This window comes from Aureimonas endophytica, from assembly GCF_014642635.1.
In the GTDB taxonomy this organism is placed as follows: Bacteria; Pseudomonadota; Alphaproteobacteria; order Rhizobiales; family Rhizobiaceae; genus Plantimonas; species Plantimonas endophytica.
The window spans coordinates 173,689-193,641 of record NZ_BMIQ01000003.1; the positions used below are offsets into that span (position 1 = coordinate 173,689).

At 67.1% G+C, this 19,953-nt stretch carries 16 protein-coding genes and 2 pseudogenes; 15 read left to right on the top strand and 3 right to left on the bottom strand.

Translation table 11 applies throughout. The features are described 5' to 3' along the window. Window positions 1–127: 127 nt before the first annotated feature. The 4 genes and pseudogenes from IEY14_RS25890 to IEY14_RS11030 form a co-directional block, all read left to right on the top strand. Window positions 128–250, top strand: a pseudogene (locus IEY14_RS25890) (IS5/IS1182 family transposase); the annotation flags it as partial. Then, window positions 233–1,216: pseudogene (locus IEY14_RS11020) on the top strand (transposase); the annotation flags it as partial. The pseudogenes IEY14_RS25890 and IEY14_RS11020, both read left to right, overlap by 18 nt. Window positions 1,217–1,431: 215 nt before the next feature. Next, window positions 1,432–1,746 carry a MocE family 2Fe-2S type ferredoxin gene (locus IEY14_RS11025; protein ID WP_188908389.1) on the top strand — a complete coding sequence of 105 codons (315 nt, stop codon included), beginning with the start codon at window positions 1,432–1,434 and terminating at the stop codon, window positions 1,744–1,746. A 17-nt stretch (window positions 1,747–1,763) separates the two neighbouring features. Then, window positions 1,764–2,972, top strand: coding sequence for an NAD(P)/FAD-dependent oxidoreductase (locus IEY14_RS11030; RefSeq protein WP_244639442.1), 1,209 nt, complete (start codon window positions 1,764–1,766; stop codon window positions 2,970–2,972). Here the strand turns inward: IEY14_RS11030 and IEY14_RS11035 are convergent. Beyond that, complete coding sequence (locus IEY14_RS11035) at window positions 2,924–3,808, bottom strand: sugar phosphate isomerase/epimerase family protein (protein WP_188908393.1); 885 nt, start codon at window positions 3,806–3,808, stop codon at window positions 2,924–2,926. The two genes, IEY14_RS11030 and IEY14_RS11035, sit on opposite strands and share 49 nt — an antisense overlap. Before the next feature lie 169 nt (window positions 3,809–3,977). Between IEY14_RS11035 and IEY14_RS11040 the strand changes: the two genes are divergently transcribed. The 11 genes from IEY14_RS11040 (at window position 3,978) to IEY14_RS11090 (ending at window position 16,713) form a co-directional block, all read left to right on the top strand. After that, window positions 3,978–5,012 (top strand): sterol desaturase family protein, encoded by a 1,035-nt coding sequence (locus tag IEY14_RS11040; protein ID WP_188908395.1) that lies wholly within the window; start codon window positions 3,978–3,980, stop codon window positions 5,010–5,012. Between the two features lie 132 nt (window positions 5,013–5,144). Continuing rightward, window positions 5,145–6,155 (top strand): LacI family DNA-binding transcriptional regulator, encoded by a 1,011-nt coding sequence (locus tag IEY14_RS11045; RefSeq protein ID WP_188908397.1) that lies wholly within the window; start codon window positions 5,145–5,147, stop codon window positions 6,153–6,155. Window positions 6,156–6,293: 138 nt separating this feature from the next. Further along, complete coding sequence (locus IEY14_RS11050; protein WP_188908399.1) at window positions 6,294–7,220, top strand: sugar ABC transporter substrate-binding protein; 927 nt, start codon at window positions 6,294–6,296, stop codon at window positions 7,218–7,220. A gap of 297 nt (window positions 7,221–7,517) precedes the next feature. Continuing rightward, window positions 7,518–8,627, top strand: a complete 1,110-nt coding sequence (locus IEY14_RS11055) for an S-(hydroxymethyl)glutathione dehydrogenase/class III alcohol dehydrogenase (RefSeq protein ID WP_188908401.1) — start codon at window positions 7,518–7,520, stop codon at window positions 8,625–8,627. Window positions 8,628–8,956: 329 nt separating this feature from the next. Beyond that, a complete protein-coding gene (locus IEY14_RS11060) occupies window positions 8,957–9,949 on the top strand; it encodes an aldo/keto reductase (RefSeq protein WP_188908403.1) in 993 nt (330 codons plus the stop codon). Between the two features lie 63 nt (window positions 9,950–10,012). Further along, complete coding sequence (locus IEY14_RS11065; protein WP_188908405.1) at window positions 10,013–11,002, top strand: aldo/keto reductase; 990 nt, start codon at window positions 10,013–10,015, stop codon at window positions 11,000–11,002. A gap of 136 nt (window positions 11,003–11,138) precedes the next feature. Beyond that, window positions 11,139–12,602, top strand: coding sequence for an MFS transporter (locus IEY14_RS11070; RefSeq protein WP_188908407.1), 1,464 nt, complete (start codon window positions 11,139–11,141; stop codon window positions 12,600–12,602). 65 nt (window positions 12,603–12,667) lie between these two features. After that, window positions 12,668–13,762 carry an alpha/beta hydrolase gene (locus IEY14_RS11075; protein WP_188908409.1) on the top strand — a complete coding sequence of 365 codons (1,095 nt, stop codon included), beginning with the start codon at window positions 12,668–12,670 and terminating at the stop codon, window positions 13,760–13,762. Window positions 13,763–13,887: 125 nt separating this feature from the next. Continuing rightward, the gene (locus IEY14_RS11080) at window positions 13,888–14,478 is read left to right on the top strand and encodes an NAD(P)H-binding protein (RefSeq protein ID WP_188908411.1); all 591 of its coding nucleotides are present in this window, start codon (window positions 13,888–13,890) and stop codon (window positions 14,476–14,478) included. Window positions 14,479–14,614: 136 nt separating this feature from the next. Then, complete coding sequence (locus tag IEY14_RS11085) at window positions 14,615–16,174, top strand: cation:proton antiporter (RefSeq protein WP_188908414.1); 1,560 nt, start codon at window positions 14,615–14,617, stop codon at window positions 16,172–16,174. After that, window positions 16,171–16,713: a GNAT family N-acetyltransferase gene (locus tag IEY14_RS11090; RefSeq protein ID WP_188908415.1), complete on the top strand. Its 543-nt coding sequence runs from the start codon at window positions 16,171–16,173 to the stop codon at window positions 16,711–16,713. Before IEY14_RS11085 ends, IEY14_RS11090 begins: the two co-directional genes overlap by 4 nt. A gap of 25 nt (window positions 16,714–16,738) precedes the next feature. Here IEY14_RS11090 and IEY14_RS11095 read toward each other — a convergent pair whose 3' ends face one another. Together IEY14_RS11095 and paoC are read right to left on the bottom strand one after the other, a co-directional pair. Further along, complete coding sequence (locus IEY14_RS11095; RefSeq protein WP_210318359.1) at window positions 16,739–17,638, bottom strand: formylglycine-generating enzyme family protein; 900 nt, start codon at window positions 17,636–17,638, stop codon at window positions 16,739–16,741. A gap of 112 nt (window positions 17,639–17,750) precedes the next feature. Then, a complete protein-coding gene (gene paoC / locus IEY14_RS11100) occupies window positions 17,751–19,949 on the bottom strand; it encodes an aldehyde oxidoreductase molybdenum-binding subunit PaoC (protein ID WP_188908417.1) in 2,199 nt (732 codons plus the stop codon). Between the last annotated feature and the right edge of the window lie 4 nt (window positions 19,950–19,953).

Sequence of the window (19,953 nt, forward strand, 5' to 3'; positions counted from 1 at the left end):
TGACGTGTTCGATCTGCACCCGAGCGGTGGCACTCGAAGCAGATCGCTAGCGCGGATCGACATTCAGGCTTTTTCGATAGTCTGATCGCTGATTCATAGTCCTGCGTTCTGAGACGCGGGACGGATGATGACGGTCAAGCGGTACGAACTGAGCGATGGGCAGTGGCTGCGGATTGCCTCGCTGTCGCCCGGCAAGGCGAGTGATCCCGGACGCTCCGGAGCGGATAACCCCTTGTTCGAGACGGTGCTGGCGCGCTGCATCGAGGAGGGGTTGGTTGGTGGCGAAGGCTTTGCCGTCGACGGTAGTCTGATCCGGGCGGACGCCAGTCGGCAGAAGGGCGTCGAGCCCGCGGACTGGTCGGCACCATCGGAACCCAGCCGAGCGGTTGAAGAGTATTTGGCCGTTCTTGACGACGCCGCCTTCGGTGCCGCGACGCCTGTCGTGCCAAAGTTCGTCTCACCTGTTGATCCCGCCGCCCGTTGGACCGGTGCTGACGGCGGCCTTGCCTACTTCGCCTACGAGACGAACTACCTGATCGATCTGGACCATGCGATCATCGTCGATGTCGAGCCGACCACGGCGATCCGCCAGGCCGAGGTCGAAGTCGCCAAGCGAATGATCGAGCGCACACGGGAGCGCTTCGACCTCTATCCAGCACGCCTTGCCGCCGACGCGGGTTACGGCTCTGCGGGCATGCTCGGCTGGCTGGTTTATGATCAGGGTATCGAGCCGCACGTCAGCGTGTTCGACAAGTCGGCGCGGCGGGACGGCACCTTCCAGCGCGACGCCTTCACCTACGACCATCAGGGCGACGTCTACTTCTGTCCGGCGGGCAGGATGCTGACGACCAAGGGCACCCTCGTGAACGATGGGGCGACGCTGATCTACCGGGCCAGCAAGCTCGATTGCGACGCCTGCGACTTGAAGGCCAAGTGCACCCCGCACCAACCGGCCCGAAAGGTGCCACGCTCGATCTTCGAGGGAGCCCGCGATATGGCGCGCGACATCATGAAGAGCGACGATGGGCAAACCTCGAAGCGGCAGCGCAAGAAGGTCGAAATGCTGTTTGCGCACCTCAAACGCATCCTGAAGCTCGATCGGCTGCGACTAAGAGGAGCTTGTGACGCCCGCGACGAGTTCCATCTTGCCGCGGCCGCCCAAAACCTTCGAAAGCTGGCCAAGCTGATCCCGGCTCCGGTACCCAAGACCGCCTGAGGAAGAAGCAAACCGCTTCATCTCCACCAACAGGCGCAAGGGCTCGCCGACCCTTTCCGCCTCAACGACGCGTTCTTCAACGGAATACATTAGAATCGGAAAGGTTTTCCGATCCCGTGCCGACGCCATGATCAGATCTGATCATGGCATGCCGGGCGCGGCCGACGAGCGCCTTCTATCCTCACATCGCACCATGACGCGGGAGGAGAAGACCAATGGCCCAGTGGATCGAGGCGTGCGGCGCCGACGACATCGACGAGGAGGATGTGGTCCGGTTCGACCATGGCGCGCGGACCTTTGCGATCTACCGCAGCCCGGACGACCGCTACTTCGCCACCGACGGGATGTGCACCCACGAGAAGGTGCATCTCGCCGACGGGCTCGTCGTCGAGCACACGATCCAGTGCCCCAAGCACAACGGGCGCTTCGACTACCGCACGGGCGAGGCCCGCGGCGCGCCCGTCTGCGTGAACCTTCGGACCTACCCGGTGAAGGTGGAGGCGGGGAAGGTCTTCCTCGAGGTCGAATGAGCGTGTCAGAGCGGGGCATGGTCATCGTCGGCGCCGGGGAATGCGGCGTGCGCGCCGCCTTCGCGCTCCGCGAGGCGGGCTACGAGGGCCCGGTGCATTTGGTCGGCGATGAGCCTCACCTGCCCTACGAGCGGCCGCCGCTGTCGAAGGCTTCCGACGACGGTCCGTCGCTGAAGGTCATTCGCGACGAGCAGGCCTTCCGCGACCACGCGATCCGACACATGCGCGGCCAGGCCGTCGCCCGGATCGATCGCGACGCGCGCGAGGTCGAGTTCGCCGATGGGACACGTCTCGGCTACGACGCGCTGCTCCTCGCGACGGGGGCACGGGCTCGGCGCCTGCCGATGGCGGCCGGCCTCTCCCGCGTCCATACCCTGCGCTCCTACGACGACGCCCTCGCCATGGGCGCACGACTTCGGCCGGGCGGCCACGTGACGGTGGTCGGGGGCGGGTTCATCGGGCTGGAGTTTGCCGCCCTGGCGCGTGGCCGCGGTGTCGCGGTGACGCTCCTCGAGGCCGCGCCCCGTTTGCTGATGCGCGCCGTCCCCGCCGAGGTCGCGGAGGCCGTGCAGGCCCTCCACGAGGCGAACGGCGTCGACCTGCGCCTCGGCGCGGCGATCTCGGGCATGACCGAGGACGCGGACGCAGTCCACATTGGGTTCGCGGACGGTACGTCCTTCTCGGCCGACGCGGTCCTTGTCGGCATCGGCGCGGAGCCGGCGACCGAACTGGCATCCGCGGCGGGTCTCGTCGTCGAGAACGGCATCCGGGTCGACCGTCACCTGCGCACGTCGGACCCCTCGATCTTCGCCGCGGGCGACTGCTGCTCGTTCCCGCTCGGGCAGGACGGCACCCATGTCCGGCTCGAGTCCTGGCGCAACGCGCAGGAGCAGGGCGAACTCGCCGCCAAGAACATGCTCGGTCACGGCGTCGAGCACAGTGCGGTCCCATGGTTCTGGTCCGACCAGTACGACCACACGCTCCAGATCGCGGGTATGGCGACCGGCACGGCGCGCACCGTCCGGCGCGAGATCGGCGACGGCGCGTTCCTCCTGTTCCACCTGGCCGAGACCGGCCGGCTCGTTGCGGTCAGCGGCTTCGGCCCCGGCAACTCCGTCGCCCGCGACGTGCGCCTCGGCGAGATGATGATCGCCCGGGGGCTGTCGCCGGACCCCGATCAGCTAGAGGCCCCCGCCACCAAGCTCAAGTCCCTGCTCGCGGCCTGATCCTCCCCTTGCACGCGAGCCCAGAGGGCCCTCGCCATGGAAGCCATGGCGAGGGCCTCCTGCCATCTGTCGGTGGTGTCGTTCCCGTCGCGCCCGGTGATCGCGTAGGGCTTGGGGCCGAGCTCGCAGACGAAGGCGAGCGTGTCGTCCGCTCCGGCGCGTCCGCGCCAGCTCCTAAAGCCGTAGTCCCACCAGTCGAGGAACAGGTCGACCCAGGGGCGGTGGTGCGGGAACGAGATCTCGATCTGGACCTGCTCGCGACTGGCGACACGGCCATGGAAGGCCCAGGCGTTGTCGAGGATGCGGTGGACCATCGCGTGGTTCTCCTCCGCCACGGGCCAGGCGAACTCGCGGCCGACGAGATAATGCGAGAGGTCGGCGACGAACCGCAGGTCGGGCATGCGGTCGAGGAGGTCGAGCGTGAAGAACAGATCCGTCGTCATCCGGTCCCGATGGGTCTCGACATAGACCGGAACGCCCGCGTCCGCCGCGATCCGCTGCCACCACTCCAGGAGCGGCAGGCAGTCCTCGATGTGGCGGGGCCGGACGTCGGCCTGAAGGCACACATGCAAGAACGCATACTCCCCGGCGAGGGCCACGACGGGCTCGAGGTCCGCGACGGTCTTCGGGAAGCACTGCCCCTCCATCCGCAAGCCGTATCGTCCGAGCTCGGCGGCGAGGCACTTCACGTAGGCCGGATCGTATCCGTGGGCGCTCACGCCATCGAATCCCGCCGCGGCGATCATCGCCACGTTCTCCTCGAGCGACCTCTCCATGCCGTCGGTGTGACGGCGCTCCATCGCCCAGAGGGACTGAAACACGTCGAGCCGTTGCATGTCGTTTCCTTCCGCGACGCCCGAAGGGGTGTCCATGGACGACAGGATAGCCGCGGGGACCACGGGTTCGCCGGGGCCCGCCTGATCAAATCACATCACGCTTCCCGTCGCATGGTTCCGGGCACGGTCGCTATCCTCGCCCCGTCAGATTAAAGGAGGAGGAACCCCGATGGACGACGCCCTCTACGGTAAGCGGGACAAGCGCGGCGACTGGAAGCCGTCGAAGGTCCTGGAATATCCGCCCGTGTTCGTATGGCCGGCCCGTCCGCTCCAGTTCCTGAAGTGGTTCTTCGGCTATCCCGGCTACCTCGCGCCTTGGAACCTGTTCTATGCCGCCGTCGGCACGCTGCTCTGGCTCTACGCCACGCCGTCCTTCGAGACGACGAGGGAGTTCTCGGTCGGTTGGATCGCCTTCCTGCTGGTACGCAACGCCGCGCTGGTGTTCGCCTTCTTCGGCGCCTTTCACCTGCGCCTCTACATGCAGCGCAGCCAAGGCACGTCCTTCAAATTCAACGGCAAGTGGCCGTCGACCGACAACGACGCCTTCCTCTTCCGCAACCAGAACATCGACAACGTCATCTGGACCTTCGCCAGCGCGGTGCCGATCTGGACGGCCTTCGAGGCGCTGACGCTCTGGGCCTTCGCCAACGGCATCATCCCGTACGTGAGCTGGGCCGAGCACCCGATCTACTGCGCCGCGATCATGCTGCTCATCCCGACCTTCCGCGACCTGCACTTCTATCTCGTGCACCGCCTGATCCACTGGCCGCCGCTCTACCGCGCCGTCCACAAGCTGCACCACAACAACGTCAATCCGGGGCCGTGGTCGGGGCTCGCCATGCACCCGGTCGAGCACCTCCTCTACTTCTCGGGCGTCCTGATCCACTGGATCGTGCCTTCGAGCCCGCTCCACGCGATCTTCCACCTGACCCACGCGGGCCTTGCCCCTGCCCCCGGCCATGCGGGCTTCGACAAGGTCGTGCTGGCCGACGGCAAGGCGATCGACGTCCACTGCTACGACCACTACCTCCATCACAAGTACTTCGAGTGCAACTACGCCGACGGCGTGATCCCGCTCGACAAATGGTTCGGCACCTTCCACGACGGAACGCCGGAATCGCAGGAGCGCATGGACAAGCGCTTCATGGAGCGGGCCCGCAAGCAGGCTGCCAGGGAAGCCGAGAGATCCGGGGCTGCCGGCTGACAGCCACCGCGACGGGGCGATAGTAACGAGGGGCGACCGGAAGGATCCGGCCGCCCTTTCGCTGCTGTTTATCCGCTGGGAGGCGGGACCGGGGCGGACGGCAAGGGGCGCGAGGAGGGCGATCCGCGGCACATGGGCAAGTCGACCTTGAAGGATGTCGCCCTGGAGGCGGGCGTCGGGACGGCGACCGTCGAGCGCGTCATAAACGGGCGCGGCGGTGTCTCCTACGAGACCGCCGAGCGGGTTCTCCGGGCCGCCAAGAAGCTGAAGTACGGATTGCGGCCGGCCGAGCGGCTTCGCGGCACGATCCGCATCGAGGTCATCCTGACGCGCCCCGAGTCGGAGTTCTTCTCGCGCCTCGCCAAGGCCTTCGAACGCATTGCCGCCTCGCTCGACCGGAGCATCGTCGTCCACCGGACCTTCGTCGCCGAGAACGACCCAGCAGCGCTCGCGCTTTACATCGAGAACCCGAGCTTCCGCCGGTCGGGGCTGGTGATCGTGTCGACACGCGACCGGCGGGTCGAGGCGAGCCTCGCTAAGGTGCGGGCCTCGGGGGTCGAGGTCGTGCAGGTCGTGACGCGCTGCGCCGACCCGGACATCCCCTATGTCGGTATCGACAACTACGCCGCCGGCCGCTCCGCCGCCTTCTACCTGTCGCGGATGCTGGCCTCGGTCGAGGGCAGTCTCGTGGCGCTCTGCCACAGCGGAGCCTACGACGTGCACCGAAGCCGGATGCAGGGTTTCTCCGACTATCTCGCCGAGCATCCCGACCCCTCGCACGACTTCCCCGTCGTCATGCTCGGGCTCGACGACGAGCGGCGCTCCGAGGATCTCCTCTACGAGACGCTGTCGAAGCGGAAGGGCATCATCGGCCTCTATACCGCCGGTGGCAACAATGCCGTCGCGGCCGCGGTCCTGAAGGGATGCAAGCTCGCCGGACGGGTCTTCTGGATCGGCCACGAGCTCGACGACCATACGCGCGCCCTTCTCAAGGACGGCACGATGACGGTGGTACTCGACCAGGCGCCGGAGGTTCAGGCGAGGCGCTCGCTCGACATCGTCATGAAGCGTCTCGGCCTGATCGAGGTCGAGGTGAGCGAGGAGCCCGTCCGCTTCTTCACGGTGACGCGGGAGAGCGTCTGAGGTTGCTGCCCTCCTCGAACATGGTTGTCTTCTTGATCAGATCTGATCTTCGAAGTCCCTATTTCGAGACGTTCCAAAACGTAGTCTCCCAAGGCGGCCAAGGAGGAAACGGCCGCTCAAGATTTTCGGGAGGAATTCATGAAGTCGTATCTCGTGGCCGCCGCATTGGCGCTGTCCTGCTCGGCCAGCGCGCAGGGAGCCGAGCGGATCGGCGTAGTCATGGGCATGCTCCAGACCAACTTCCAGTCGCTGATCGTCAACGGCATGAAGGACCATGCCGGCAAGATTGGCGTTGACCTCCAGATCGAGGACGCGGCCAACGATGTGAACCGCCAGGTCGATGCGGTGCGCAACTTCGCCACTGGCGGCGTGTCCGCGATCATCGTCGACCCGATCGACTCCGACAGCACCGCTACGATGAGCAAGATCGCCGCCGATGCGGGCATCCCCCTCGTCTACGTGAACATCCAGCCCTCCGACCTCGCCTCCCTCACGGGCAAGCAGGCCTTCGTCGGGTCCGACGAGAAAGAGTCCGGGACGTTGCAGACCAAGGAGGTCTGCCGCCGCCTCGGCGGCAAGGGCGACGTCGTCGTCATGGTAGGAGACCTGACCAGCCAGACCGCGCGTCAGCGCACCGCGGACATCCACGACGTCCTGAAGACGCCGGAGTGCCAGGGCATGAAGGTCGTCCAAGAGCAGGTGGGCAACTGGGGCCGTGTCGAAGGCTCCGACCTTGTCTCGAACTGGTTGACCTCGGGCGTATCCTTCGATGCCGTGATCGCCAACAACGACGAGATGGCTCTTGGAGCGAGCAACGCGCTCAAGGCGGCCAACGCCTCGAAGGACATCCTCGTCGCGGGCATCGACGCTACCCCGGACGCGCTGACGGCGATGAAGGCTGGCGATCTCCACGTCACCGTGTTCCAGGATGCCAAGGGGCAAGGCGTCGGCGCGATCGACACGGCGCTGAAGGCGGCGCGCGGCGAGAAGTTCGAGAACGTCGTCTGGATCCCGTTCGAACTCGTCACGCCCGAGAACATGCCCGAGTACGAAGCGAGAAACTGATCTGGCGCTCTCGGCAACGGGACGGCCGCATCCTGGCAAGCGAGCGTGCAGGAAGCGGCAGCCGCGGCCGTGATCGATCCATGCCGCCGCCGCAGGTAGCGGTCTCGCTGGAGAGTGCCGCACCAGCCGGCTCATGCCAGGCGGCGGCAGCCTCGCGGTCGGGTCTCACGATCGCGTCCTCCGGGAGCAGTTCCTGCTTCCGGCATGGCGCTCGTTCGATCTCTCGAACCGATCGACGGACATCCCGACACCGCATCAGCCAGCGTCCCGGGGACGCGGATGACAGGAGAAGTGCCCATGAAAACCCGAGCCGCCGTCGCATTCGAGGCCAAGAGGCCCCTCGAGATCGTGGAACTCGACCTCGAGGGGCCGAAGCCCGGCGAGGTCCTCGTCGAGATCATGGGGACGGGCATCTGCCACACCGACGCCTACACGCTGGACGGCCTCGACTCCGAGGGCCTGTTCCCCTCCGTCCTCGGACACGAGGGTGCGGGCATCGTCCGCGAGGTTGGGGCCGGCGTAACCTATGTCGAGCCCGGCGACCACGTGATCCCGCTCTACACACCCGAATGCCGCCAGTGCAAATCCTGCCTGTCCGGCAAGACCAACCTCTGCACCGCGATCCGCGCCACACAGGGCAAGGGCGTAATGCCCGACGGCACGACCCGCTTCTCCTACAAGGGGGAGCCGATCTTCCACTACATGGGTTGCTCGACCTTCTCGAACTTCACCGTCCTGCCCGAGATCGCGGTCGCCAAGATCCGCAGGGACGCGCCCTTCCGCACCACCTGTTACTGCGGCTGCGGCGTGACGACGGGCGTCGGCGCGGTCACCAAGACCGCCAAGGTCGAGCCGGGCTCGAACGTCGTCGTTTTCGGCCTCGGGGGCATTGGTCTCAACGTAATCCAGGGTGCCCGGATGGTCGGGGCGGACAAGATCGTCGGCGTCGACCTCAACAACGACAAGGCCGAATGGGGCCGCCGCTTCGGCATGACCCACTTCGTCAATCCGAGGGAGATCGAGGGCGACATCGTCCAGCACCTCGTAGCCCTCACGGATGGCGGCGCCGACTACACCTTCGACTGCACGGGCAACACCACGGTCATGCGCCAGGCGCTAGAGGCCTGCCACCGCGGCTGGGGCGTATCGGTCGTGATCGGAGTCGCGGAAGCGGGCAAGGAAATCTCGACGCGTCCGTTCCAGCTCGTGACGGGCCGCGTCTGGAAGGGCTCGGCCTTCGGCGGCGCGAAGGGCCGCACGGACGTCCCGAAGATCGTCGACTGGTACATGAACGGGAAGCTCGAGATCGACCCGATGATCACCCACACCCTCAGCCTCGAGGAGATCAATAAGGGCTTCGACCTCATGCACGAGGGCAAGTCGATCAGGTCCGTCGTCGTGTTCTGAGGATCTGTTCCGAAGTGATCGTCCATCGCATGGGTCGCATGGCTGCTCGGCCGGAAGGCCGACCGAGGTCCGTCGTTCTCAGGAGGTGCCCCGGCATCACGTCAGTGCCAACCCAGCCGACAGGACGTCCCTGACCAGGTTTGGCGCTCGCCCCGAAGGTCGCAGCCTTCCCAAACGTGTCCGCAAGACGTCTCGGCTCATTCATTAGCTGCGTTAATGGGTTCATCCACGGTCCGCCATCTAATCGCGTAGAGTGAGCCGGGCTATCTTGTACCTCATTGAATAGGGTGAGCGGCGCAGTCGCTCCCCGGAGGTTCAGGAACCCCGTCATGAAAGCGCGCGCCCTAGGCACCACGGGCCTCGAAGTCTCCGCGATCGGACTCGGCTGCATGGGACTGAGCTTCGGCCTCGGCCCCGCCATCGACAGGGCCGAGGCCATCGAGGTCATCCGCACGGCCGTCGACCGCGGCGTGACCCTCTTCGACACGGCGGAAGGCTACGGCCCGTTCGTCAACGAGGAACTCGTCGGCGAGGCCCTTGAGCCCGTTCGAGACGAGGTCGCCATCGCGACGAAGTTCGGCTTCAAGATCGCTGACGACGGACAGATCGTCGGTCTCGACAGCCGCCCCGAGCACATCCGCGAGGTCGTCGAGGCCTCGCTGGAGCGGCTGCGCACGGACCGCATCGACCTCCTCTACCAGCATCGCGTCGACCCGGCCGTTCCGATGGAGGACGTCGCGGGCGCGGTGAAGGACCTCATCGCCGAGGGCAAGGTGAAGCACTTCGGACTCTCCGAGGCGAGCGTCCGGAACATCCGCAAGGCGCACGCCGTCCAGCCCGTCGCGGCCATCCAGGACCATTACTCCCTGTGGATGCGCGAGCCGGAGACGACCAAGTTCGGCGTATGCGAAGAACTCGGCATCGGGCTCGTCGCCTGGGGTCCACTCGGCCAGGGCTTCCTGACCGGAGCCATTACCCGCGGCATGCGCTTCGACGATCCGAATGACCTCCGTCGGGACTTCCCCCGCTTCACGCCGGAAGCTCTCGAGGCGAACTTCAAGGTCGTCGACTTCCTGAAGGATCTCGGGAGCCGCAAGGGCATCACCCCGGCCCAGATCGCGCTGGCCTGGCTGCTCGCGCAGCGGCCGTATGTCGTGCCGATCCCCGGCGGTACCCGGGTAGCGCACATCGAAGACAACCTGCCGGCCGCCGATGTCGAGCTGACCGCTGCCGATCTCGCCGAGATCGACGAGGCCTTCGCGACGATCGACATCAAGGGTGCACCGCTGTCGGAAGGCCTCGACGCCGCGATCGACCGCTGAGCCCGCAGCAGGGACGCTACCCTCGTCCTCGCATCTGCTTCCTCCATTCGGAAAGCCGCCACCATGAAGACCCGCACCCTCGGCCCGCTCTCCGTCAGCGAGATCGGCTACGGCACCATGAGTTTCGCGTCATACTATGGCGCGTCGCCGGAGAAGGCGGAGGCGATCCGCGTCATCCGGGGCGCCCACGAGCGCGGCGTCACGCTGTTCGACACGGCCGAAGCTTACGGCCCCTGGACAAACGAGGTCCTCGTCGGCGAGGCGCTCGCCCCCGTGCGGGACGAGGTGATCATCGCCACCAAGTTCGGATGGAACATCGACCAGGAGACGGGCGAGCGCCGTCCGGGTCTCGACAGCCGGCCCGGGCAGATCCGCCGCGTCGTCGACGGCATGCTCAAGCGGCTCGGCATCGAGACGATAGATCTCCTCTACCAGCACCGGGTCGACCCGAACGTTCCGATCGAGGACGTCGCCGGGACGGTGAAGGAGCTGATCGCGGCGGGCAAGGTGAAGCACTTCGGCCTGTCCGAGGCCGGCGCAGCCACTGTCCGCCGTGCCCATGCGGTCCAGCCCGTCGCCGCCATCCAGAGCGAGTACTCGCTGTGGACGCGCGAGCCGGAGCCCGAGATCCTGCCGCTCTGCGAGGAACTCGGCATCGGCTTCGTTCCCTGGAGCCCACTCGGCGCGGGCTTCCTGACGGGCAAGGTCGACGCGCTGGCCGTGGCCGACGCATCCGATTTCCGCTCCGCGTCCCCGCGCTTCGCGCCGGAGGCGATGGCGGCTAACCAAGCGCTCGTCGACCTCCTCGAGCGCATCGCCGCGGACAAGCAGGCGACCGCCGCACAGGTCGCGCTCGCCTGGCTCCTTGCCCGGAAGCCGTTCATCGTGCCGATCCCCGGGACGCGGCGCCTCGACCGCGTCGAAGAGAACCTCGGAGCGGCGGACGTCGACCTGACCGCGGCGGAGATGAGCGAAATCGAAAAGTCGGCTTCGGAGATCGAGATCGTCGGCGACCGCCTGCCGAAGGCGATCCTGGAGCTCTCCTACCGCTGAACGCGCCTCCATGGTGGCCACCCGGCCGCCGAGCCCAGCATCCATGAAACGGACGGTGCCGTCCTCCCTCGCCGGGAGACGGCGGCGCCGTGTTGGCGGACGCGCCCCGCGCCCAGCCGCAGACAAGGCTGAACCCATGATCCCCGACAGTCCCCGCATCGCCGCGAACCGTGCGGCCATTCTCACGATCATCCTCGTCAGCTACGTGATGATCGTGCTCGACACGTCCGTCGTCCTGACGGGTCTGCCGAAGATTCAGGCCGAGCTCGGCTTCACCGCCGCAGGCCTGTCCTGGGTGCAGAGTGCCTATACGCTGACCTTCGGCGGCTTCCTCCTCGTCGGCGCACGCGCGGGCGACATCCTGGGCCGCAGGCGCATGTTCGTCCTCGGCCTCGGCATCTTCACGCTGGCTTCCCTCGCGATCGGCGTCGCCCAGTCCCCCGGCTTCCTGATCGCCTCCCGGGCGATCCAGGGCGTGGGGGCCGCGATCCTCGCGCCGTCCACGCTCGCCATCCTCCAGACGAACTTCCCGCAGGGACCCGAGCGCACCCGTGCCGTCGCCTACTACGGCGCTTCGGCAGGGATCGGCGCCAGCGTCGGCCTCGTGCTCGGCGGCATCCTCGCGGATTGGACCTCATGGAGGGTCGGGTTTTTCGTCAACCTGCCGATCGGCATCGGCATGATCCTCGCGACCTACCGCTACATCTCCGAGACCGAGCGCCGCCCGGGCCGTTTCGACATCGTCGGCGGCGTGACTTCGACGCTTGGGATGACGGCCCTCGTCTACGGTCTCGTCCGGTCCGCGGAGAGCGGCTGGAGCGACGCGATGACCCTGTCGTCGTTAGGTGCCGGCATCGCATTCCTCGTCGCTTTCGTCCTCAACGAGGGACGGGTCTCGCAGCCGATCATGCCGCTCCGGCTGTTCGCCAACCGGGAGCGGATCGGTGCCTACGTGGCCCGCGTCCTGTTCCTTGGCGCGATGATCGGATTCTTCTTCTTCACCACCCAGTTCCTGCAAGGCGTTGCCGGGTTCGACGCCCTCCAGACCGGCGCAGCGTTCCTGCCGATGACGGTGACGAACTTCGTCCTGGCCATGATGGTGCCACGTCTCACCCAACGCTTCGGAAACTCCCGGCTGCTTGCCTGCGGCCTCGCCGTCACGGCGGTCGGGATGGTCTGGCTTAGCCGCGTCTCGATGGATCCGTCCTACTTCCTCGACATCGCACTGCCGATGGTGCTGGTCGGTTTCGGACAGGGCATCACGCTGAGCCCCCTGACGGTCGCCGGCGTGAAGGACGTGGCGTCGGCGGACGCGGGCGCCGCGTCGGGCATCGTCAACGTCGCCCACCAATTTGGCAACTCGCTGGGGCTCGCGGTTCTGGTCGCCGTGGCGGGGGTCGGCGCAGGCTCCCTCGGAGGCCGCCAACTCCTGGCCTACAGGGCGGAGACAGCCCTCGAGGGCAGCTCGGTGATGCTGGTCCTGGCGCTCCTCGCGGTCCTTCTGCTGATCGTCCGGCCCACGCGAAACCCGAGGACGTCGACGCTTCCGGAAGAGACGTTCGCGCTTCCGGCCGTAGCACCGGAAGCGACGTCGCGGTGAACCCGCGCCATCGAAGTCCGTCCGTGGCCACCGCCGGCCGGAACCCGAATAAGGGAACATTCCCCATGACCCCGAGAAAGAGCACCACGCGGCTCGTTCACCTCACCCTCCTGTCGGGACTGCTCGCGTTTCCGATCGGGGCCTTCGCCCAGGACGCGCGTAAGGTCGAGCCGCTTGTCATCGCGGAGCAAGGCAGCTTCGCGGTCGGTGGAACGGTTTCCACTACACCGGGGACCTTCGATCCTCTTAAGCCGCTGGTTCCGGCCGGCCAGACGTATCACGGCGATCATGCCTATGCGTTCTACCAGATCCCCGTGAACCCGAAGCCTCTTCCCGTCGTCATGTGGCATGGCGCGGGCCAGTTCTCGAAGACATGGGAGACGACGCCCGACGGTCGGGAGGGCTTCCAGAACATCTTCCTCAGGCGGGGCTACTCGACCTACCTCATCGACCAACCGCGTCGCGGCAATGCGGGGCGCAGCACGGTCGAGGCAACCGTGGGCCCGACACCCGACGAGCAGTTCTGGTTCGGCCAGTTCCGCGTCGGGATCTGGCCCGACTACTTCGACGGCGTCCAGTTCCCGCGGGACGCTGACTCCCTGAACCAGTACTTCCGGGCGATGACACCCAACACGGGGCCGTTCGACATCGGCGTCATCTCCGACGCCGTGTCGGCCCTGTTCGACCGGATCGGGCCTGGCATCCTTTTCACCCATTCGCAGAGCGGCGGGCCCGGTTGGATCACGGCAATCAAGAATCCCAACGTCAAGGCGATCGTCGCGTTCGAGCCCGGCAGTAACTTCGCGTTCCCCGAAGGCGAGATGCCGGCCGACATTCCCAGCAGCTTCGACACGGTGAAGGGGTCGCCGGTGCCGATGGACGACTTCATGAAGCTCACCCGGATCCCGATCGTCATCTACTACGGGGACAACATCCCGGACGAGCCGACGGCGGTCCCGACCCAGGACGCATGGCGCGCGCGTCTGGAGATGGCGCGGGAATGGCGCGATGCCGTGAACAGGCACGGCGGCGACGTCACCGTCGTCCACCTGCCAGAGATCGGGATCCGCGGGAACACGCACTTTGCCTTCTCCGACCTCAACAACGTCCAGATCGCGGACCTCGTGTCCAAGTTCCTGGCGGAGAAGCGTCTGGACTGAGAAAAGCCGCCTGCGGCAGGCCGGCGCATTCTCCGGGAACGAGCGAGCCGAGTGCGCGCGGCTCGCCAACCTCCGGGACACGCTGCCGTCGACCTCGGCCTTCGACGATCGAACCGGAGACATCCATGACCAACGTGCTGATTCTGGGCGCCAACGGGCAGATCGCCCGCGTAGCCACCAAGCTGTTCCTCGAGACGACGGACGCCCACCTCACTCTCTTGCTGCGGAAGGCGAGGCGTCTTGGAGCGGTCGATGCCGGCCGCGTCGACGTTGTTGAGGCCGACGTTCTGGACGAGCGTGCCCTGGCTTCCGCGATGCAGGGGCAAGACGTCGTCTACGCTAATCTCGCGGGCTCGCTCGCGGAGCAGGCGCGGGCAATCGTTTCGGCGATGTCTGCCGCCGGGATCAAGCGCCTGCTCTTCGTCAGCTCGATGGGGGTCCACGACGAGATTCCCGGCGAGCGTCATGGCGCGATCCTGGATCCCTACCGCAACGCGACCCGGATCATCGAGGCCTCCGATCTCGACTACACCATCCTGCGTCCCGCTTGGCTCAACGACCGGGACGAGGTCGCCTACGGCACCACGCAGAAGGGTGAGACGTTCAAGAACCCCGCGGCGACGGTGTCGCGGAAAAGCGTCGCCGACATGGTGGTGAGGTTGGCGACGACCCCTGGGTTGGAGAACCGTCACAGTATCGGCATCCACCGGGCTTGATGCCTTGGGGCGCAGGGGTGCAGCCGTCGCCTGACTGAAACCTGCGGACGGCATCAGGATCACTGCGAGAGATACCTGCCCGTCGGTCGCTTCGGCGGTAGATGGGAGCGAAGTCCGCAGCGCGGGGCTGGACGACATGCACGCCTTTGAAGCCATCTTGGCGCTTCTCATGGGAGCGACGATCCTGTCCTCGTTCGCCAAGCGCGTCGGGGTGCCATATCCCACGATCCTCGCGGTCGGCGGCGCCGTCCTCGCCTTCATCCCCGGCGCGCCGCGCATCGAGCTTCCGCCGGAGCTGATCCTCGCACTTTTCGTCGCCCCGGTCCTGCTCGACGCCGCCTACGACGCCTCGTTCCGAGACCTGCGCGCCAACTGGCTGCCCGTGGGCTCGCTGGTTCTGGTCGCCGTCGGCCTGACGACCATGGCGGTGGCCGTCACGGCCCGTTGGTTCTTTCCCGACATGCCCTTGGCGGTCGGCATCGCGCTGGGTGCGATCCTCGCGCCACCGGACGCGGTCGCGGCGCTTGCGGTCCTGCGGCAGGTCAGCCCACCCTATCGCATCCGGGTCATCCTCGAGGGCGAGAGCCTCCTGAACGACGCCTCGGCCCTCCTGATCTACAGGCTCGCCGTCGGAGCGGTGACGGCGGGAAGCTTCAGCGTAACGGACGCCGCCCCGACCTTCGCCGTCGTGGTGTTCGGCAGCATCCTCGCCGGCTGGGCCCTTGCCTGGCCGATCGGACGGGCGACCGCACGGATTCAAAGCGCGCCGGAGTCCGTCGTCCTCCAGTTCGTCGTCACCTTCGGCGCATGGCTGCTTGCCGAGCGGCTCGGCCTGTCGGGCGTCGTGACCGTCGTGGTGCTCGGACTGACGCTCGCGCGCAAGAACACCGCCGCCCTGACTGCACGCATCCGGGTGCCCTCGTTCGCCATCTGGGAGACCGTCACGATGGTCCTCAACGTCATGGCGTTCACGCTGGTCGGGCTGGAGATCGGGCCGATCGTGGACAACGTGAGCGGTGCCGAGCTCAGGGGTCTTCTGGTCGGATCGGTGACCGTGCTCGGCGTCGTCATCTTGGTGCGACTCGCCTGGACGCTGACCTACGAGGTCGCGCTCCGGATCGGCACCTCGGGACGTGATGCGCGCGAACCCCGGGGACGGGCCGTCCAGCCCTCCGCCAAGACGGCCCTCGTCGTCGGATGGTCGGGCATGCGCGGCATCGTCACACTGGCGACCGCGCTCGCTCTACCCTCCGACTTCCCCTATCGCGATTTCATCCAGCTCACCGCCTTCGTGGTGGTCCTGGGCACGCTGTTGATCCAGGGGCTGACCCTGCGCCGTCTTCTCGCTTCCGTCGGCCTGCCTCCGGAGGACACGGTCGAGCGTGAGATCGACATGGCCCGCCGGGCCTCGCTGAAGGCTGCGCTCACGGCGTTGGAAGGAGAGGACGACGCCGCGGCCGGCCGCCTGCGCGAGGAGTACCGCGAGGCCCTGGCTTGGCTGAAGGCGGGCGAGGACCTGCGGGACACGCGCGAGAACGGGTTGCGGCTCCGGATGGTGACGGCCGCGCGCGGGTCGATCGCCGACCTCAGGGATACGGAGGCCATCGGGGACGAGGCCTACAGGCGCGTGGAAGAAGAACTCGACATGCTGGAACTCAGCGCCGAGGCCGCGGGGCCGACCGGACCGGCGCGATGACCGCGTCCAGACTCTCCGGGGGCATCGTCATCCGGCCGGCGCGATCGGCTGATGCGCCCGCGCTCGGAAAGCTGGGCGCGCTGCTCGTGCGCATCCATCACGAGTTCGATCCCGACCGCTTCTTCGGGACGACGCCCAGGACCGAGGCGTCCTACGCCGGCTATCTCGCGAGCCAGCTCGAGCGCGACGACGTGCTCGTGCTGGCGGCCGAGACGCGTGGGGTGGTCGTCGGCTACACCTATTCGGGCATCGAGGGCCCCGACTACATGGCCCTGCGCGGGCCGGCCGGGGTGATCTACGACCTCGTGGTCGATCCGGCCCGGCGACGCGAGGGCATCGGAAGGATGCTCATGGAAGCGACCCTCGCCGAGTTGGAAACTCGCGGAGCGCCTCGCATCGTCCTCTCGACCGCGGCACGCAACGGGACGGCGCAGCGCCTGTTCGCCGCCTGCGGCTTTCGGCAGACGATGATCGAGATGACCTGGGAGGTCGATCGCGGAACCGGGGATGCGAAGCCGGATCCCTCCGAGAACAAGTGAATCCTCCTCCGCAGCCGTGATCCGCTCAGGGCTCGCTGTGTCGCACGAGCCGGAAGCCGATGCTGATGCCGCGGTAGTCGGGATCGTATGGCTTGCGGAACGCCGACCTCCAGCTCGTGGAGGTCTCGTGCCAGCTCCCGCCGCGCACCACCCGTTGCGATCCCGTCGCCGGTCCCGAAGGATTCACCGCGGATGAGGTAGTGCCGTACGGGCCGTAACGGTCGGCGACCCACTCCCAGACGTTGCCGTGGACGTCGTGAAGGCCCCATGCGTTCGGCAGCTTACCGCCGACGGGATGGTGCGCACCGGACGCGAAATCCTCCCCGAACCAAGCGTACTTCCCCAGCAGGCGCCGATCGTCCCCGAAGGAATACGCCGTCTGCGTACCCGCACGCGCGGCATACTCCCATTCCGCCTCGGTCGGCAGCCTGTAGATCCCGTCGCCCTCGCGCTCGTTGAGGCGGCGTATGAACTCCTGGGCGTCGTTCCACGACACCGTGACCGGGTGGGTCGGGCCGGTGAGCCGTGCCGCCATGCCCGGAAGGTCGTAGTAGGGATTGGAACGGGCCTCGCTGTAGGCAGTAGAGCCCATGACGGCTTCCCACTGGGACTGCGTCACTTCATGGGCCGCGATCTGGAAGGGCCGGGTGATCGTCACCTGCCTTCCCGGCAACTCCGAAGCGAAGGCCTCCGTGTCGTCCGCGCGGGAGCCCATCAGGAACGTGCCCGCCGGGACCGGGACGAAGTGCATTCCGAGGTCGGCCGCGGCGCTGCCCTCCCGTGCCGGGCTGCCACCGTTCGGCGGCGCGTATTCCGCCAGGGCAGGAAGGCTCACGGAGGTCAACCATAGGGCAATCGCCGGCAGGGCGCCGTTTCGCAGCATGAACGTATCCATCCAGGGTAGGTTGTCGTGAACGACCGGCATCGAGCCGACGACCCTCGTCCAAGCGCCTCCGTGCATACGGTGTTCGAGGTCGCGCCGCCCAAGGGGAAGTCCGCCGACCGGGCTTGAACCGATCGGCGGACAACGGCCGGCGTCAGGCGACGTCCGGCAGGTCGCCCAGGAGCTTGTCGAGCGTCATCGGATAGGTCCGCAGCCGCACCCCCGTCGCGTTGTGGATGGCGTTGGCGATGGCCGCCCCGACGCCGCAAAGGCCGAGCTCACCGACGCCCTTGGCCTTCATCGGCGAGGTCGTCGGGTCCATCTCGTCGAGGAAGATCACCTCTTGGTGCGGGATGTCGGCGTGGACCGGCACCTCGTAGCCGGCGAGGTCGTGGTTGACGAAGAAGCCGTGCCGCTTGTCGACGGCGAGTTCCTCCATCAGTGCGCCGCCGACGCCCATGGTCATCGCGCCGATCACCTGGCTGCGCGCCGTCTTCGGGTTGAGGATGCGGCCGGCCGCGCAGACGGCGAGCATCCGCCGGACCCTCACCTCGGCCGTCGCCATGTCCACCCCGACCTCGACGAAGTGTCCGGCGAAGGTGGACTGCTGGAAACGCTTCGACAGGTCGCCGAATTCGATCTTGTCCTCGACGCCCACCTCCCCGTCCCGGGCCGCATCCGCCAGGGGAACGCGGCGGTTTCCAGCCACCACGTAACCATCCAGGAATTCCGCCTCGTCCGAATTGAAACCGAGCTTCCGGGCGACTTCGTCGCGCAGTTTCGCGCAGGCCGCATATACGCCGGCGGTCGAGGATGCGGCGCCCCACTGCCCCCCGGAGCCGGCGGCCGCCGGGAAGCTCGAGTCCCCGAGATTCACGGCCACCCTGCTGAGGGGAAGCCCCATCATCTCGGCAGCCGTCTGGGCGATGATCGTGTAGGACCCCGTCCCGATGTCGGTCATGTCGGTCTCGACCGTCACGACGCCATCACGGTCAAGACGCACTATCGCACCGGAGGTCATGGTCGGCGCGTCGCGAAAGCCGACGGACATGCCGATCCCCACCATCCAGCGGCCGTCGCGCCGCGCGCCCGGCGCGGGGCTGCGTGCCGACCAGCCGAAGCGCTCTGCACCCTGGCGAAGGCACTCGACGAGCTGGCGTTGGGAGAAACGCCGCTCCGGGTTTTCGGGATCAACCTGGGTGTCGTTGAGGATGCGGAACTCGACGGGGTCGATCCCGAGCCTCTCCGCCATCTCGTCCATGGCGATCTCGAGCGCCATCAATCCCGGTGCCTCGCCCGGTGCACGCATCGCATTGCCTTCGGGAAGGTCCAGTGTCGCGAGCCGCGTGCGGATGAGGCGGTGGTCACCGGCATATAGCAGGCGCGTCTGGTCAGCCGCGTTCTCGGGCTTGCCCTCCGGAAGGTTCCCGGACCAAGTCTCGTGCCCGATCGCCGTGATCCGTCCATCCCGGCTCGCGCCGATGCGGATCCGCTGCATCGTTGCCGGACGGTGGGTCGTGTTGTTGGCTACGAGAGGCCGCTGCAAGGCGACCTTGACCACCCTCCCGGTCTGGCGGGCGCCTATGGCCGCAAGGACGGCATCGGCACGCACGAACAGCTTCCCGCCGAATCCTCCCCCGATGAACGGAGAGATCAGGTGCACCTTCTCCGCGGGCATGTTCAGCGACTTGGCAAGCTCGCCTACTCCCCAGTTGACCATCTGGTTGGAGGTCCAGACCGTGACGCGGTCATCGTCCCAGACCGCCATCGAGGCGTGGGGCTCGATCATCGCATGTGATTGGTCGGGGGTCGTGTAGGTCTCGTCGAGCTTCACGGAGGCAGCATCGAACGCGGCGTCGAAGTTTCCGACGTCGGCGTCGGGGTTTCCGCTCTCCGGCTTCGTGGCACTATGCCTCGACGCTGCCAAATCGAAGGACCCGGCCGCTGTCTCGTAGCGGATGGCGACGAGAGATGCCGCGGCCCGTGCCTGTTCGAACGTCTCCGCCACGACCAGTGCAACGGCTTGATGGTAGTGGTCCACCTCCGGGCCGGCGAGGAGCTTGGCGATGTTCCAGGTGCCCTTTCCGAGCCGCCCGGCGTTCTCCGCCGTAACGATGCGCAGGACCCCGGGAGCGCGCCTTGCAACCGACAGGTCGATCGACGCGATGCGGCCCTTGGCGATCCCGGCGCCGACGACATAGCCATACGCGGGGTTGGCGACGGCCTCGTGGTGTTCGTAGGCGTAGGGCGCGGTACCAGTCGTCTTGAAGCGACCGTCGATGCGGTCGTGTGGCTGACCGACGACGCGCAGTCGGTCAATCGGGTTGGTTCCGGCTGGAGTGTCGAACTTCATCGGA

Bases quoted from the DNA above. Each gene is read 5' to 3' on its own strand.
- IEY14_RS11060 (WP_188908403.1), top strand. From the start codon at position 8,957: ATGAAAGCGCGCGCCCTAGGCACCACGGGCCTCGAAGTCTCCGCGATC.
- IEY14_RS11075 (WP_188908409.1), top strand. From the start codon at position 12,668: ATGACCCCGAGAAAGAGCACCACGCGGCTCGTTCACCTCACCCTCCTG.
- IEY14_RS11025 (WP_188908389.1), top strand. From the start codon at position 1,432: ATGGCCCAGTGGATCGAGGCGTGCGGCGCCGACGACATCGACGAGGAG.
- IEY14_RS11045 (WP_188908397.1), top strand. From the start codon at position 5,145: ATGGGCAAGTCGACCTTGAAGGATGTCGCCCTGGAGGCGGGCGTCGGG.
- IEY14_RS11080 (WP_188908411.1), top strand. From the start codon at position 13,888: ATGACCAACGTGCTGATTCTGGGCGCCAACGGGCAGATCGCCCGCGTA.
- IEY14_RS11065 (WP_188908405.1), top strand. From the start codon at position 10,013: ATGAAGACCCGCACCCTCGGCCCGCTCTCCGTCAGCGAGATCGGCTAC.
- IEY14_RS11035 (WP_188908393.1), bottom strand. From the start codon at position 3,808: ATGCAACGGCTCGACGTGTTTCAGTCCCTCTGGGCGATGGAGCGCCGT.
- IEY14_RS11085 (WP_188908414.1), top strand. From the start codon at position 14,615: ATGCACGCCTTTGAAGCCATCTTGGCGCTTCTCATGGGAGCGACGATC.
- IEY14_RS11095 (WP_210318359.1), bottom strand. From the start codon at position 17,638: ATGCCGGTCGTTCACGACAACCTACCCTGGATGGATACGTTCATGCTG.
- paoC (WP_188908417.1), bottom strand. From the start codon at position 19,949: ATGAAGTTCGACACTCCAGCCGGAACCAACCCGATTGACCGACTGCGC.
- IEY14_RS11090 (WP_188908415.1), top strand. From the start codon at position 16,171: ATGACCGCGTCCAGACTCTCCGGGGGCATCGTCATCCGGCCGGCGCGA.
- IEY14_RS11050 (WP_188908399.1), top strand. From the start codon at position 6,294: ATGAAGTCGTATCTCGTGGCCGCCGCATTGGCGCTGTCCTGCTCGGCC.
- IEY14_RS11040 (WP_188908395.1), top strand. From the start codon at position 3,978: ATGGACGACGCCCTCTACGGTAAGCGGGACAAGCGCGGCGACTGGAAG.
- IEY14_RS11030 (WP_244639442.1), top strand. From the start codon at position 1,764: ATGGTCATCGTCGGCGCCGGGGAATGCGGCGTGCGCGCCGCCTTCGCG.
- IEY14_RS11070 (WP_188908407.1), top strand. From the start codon at position 11,139: ATGATCCCCGACAGTCCCCGCATCGCCGCGAACCGTGCGGCCATTCTC.
- IEY14_RS11055 (WP_188908401.1), top strand. From the start codon at position 7,518: ATGAAAACCCGAGCCGCCGTCGCATTCGAGGCCAAGAGGCCCCTCGAG.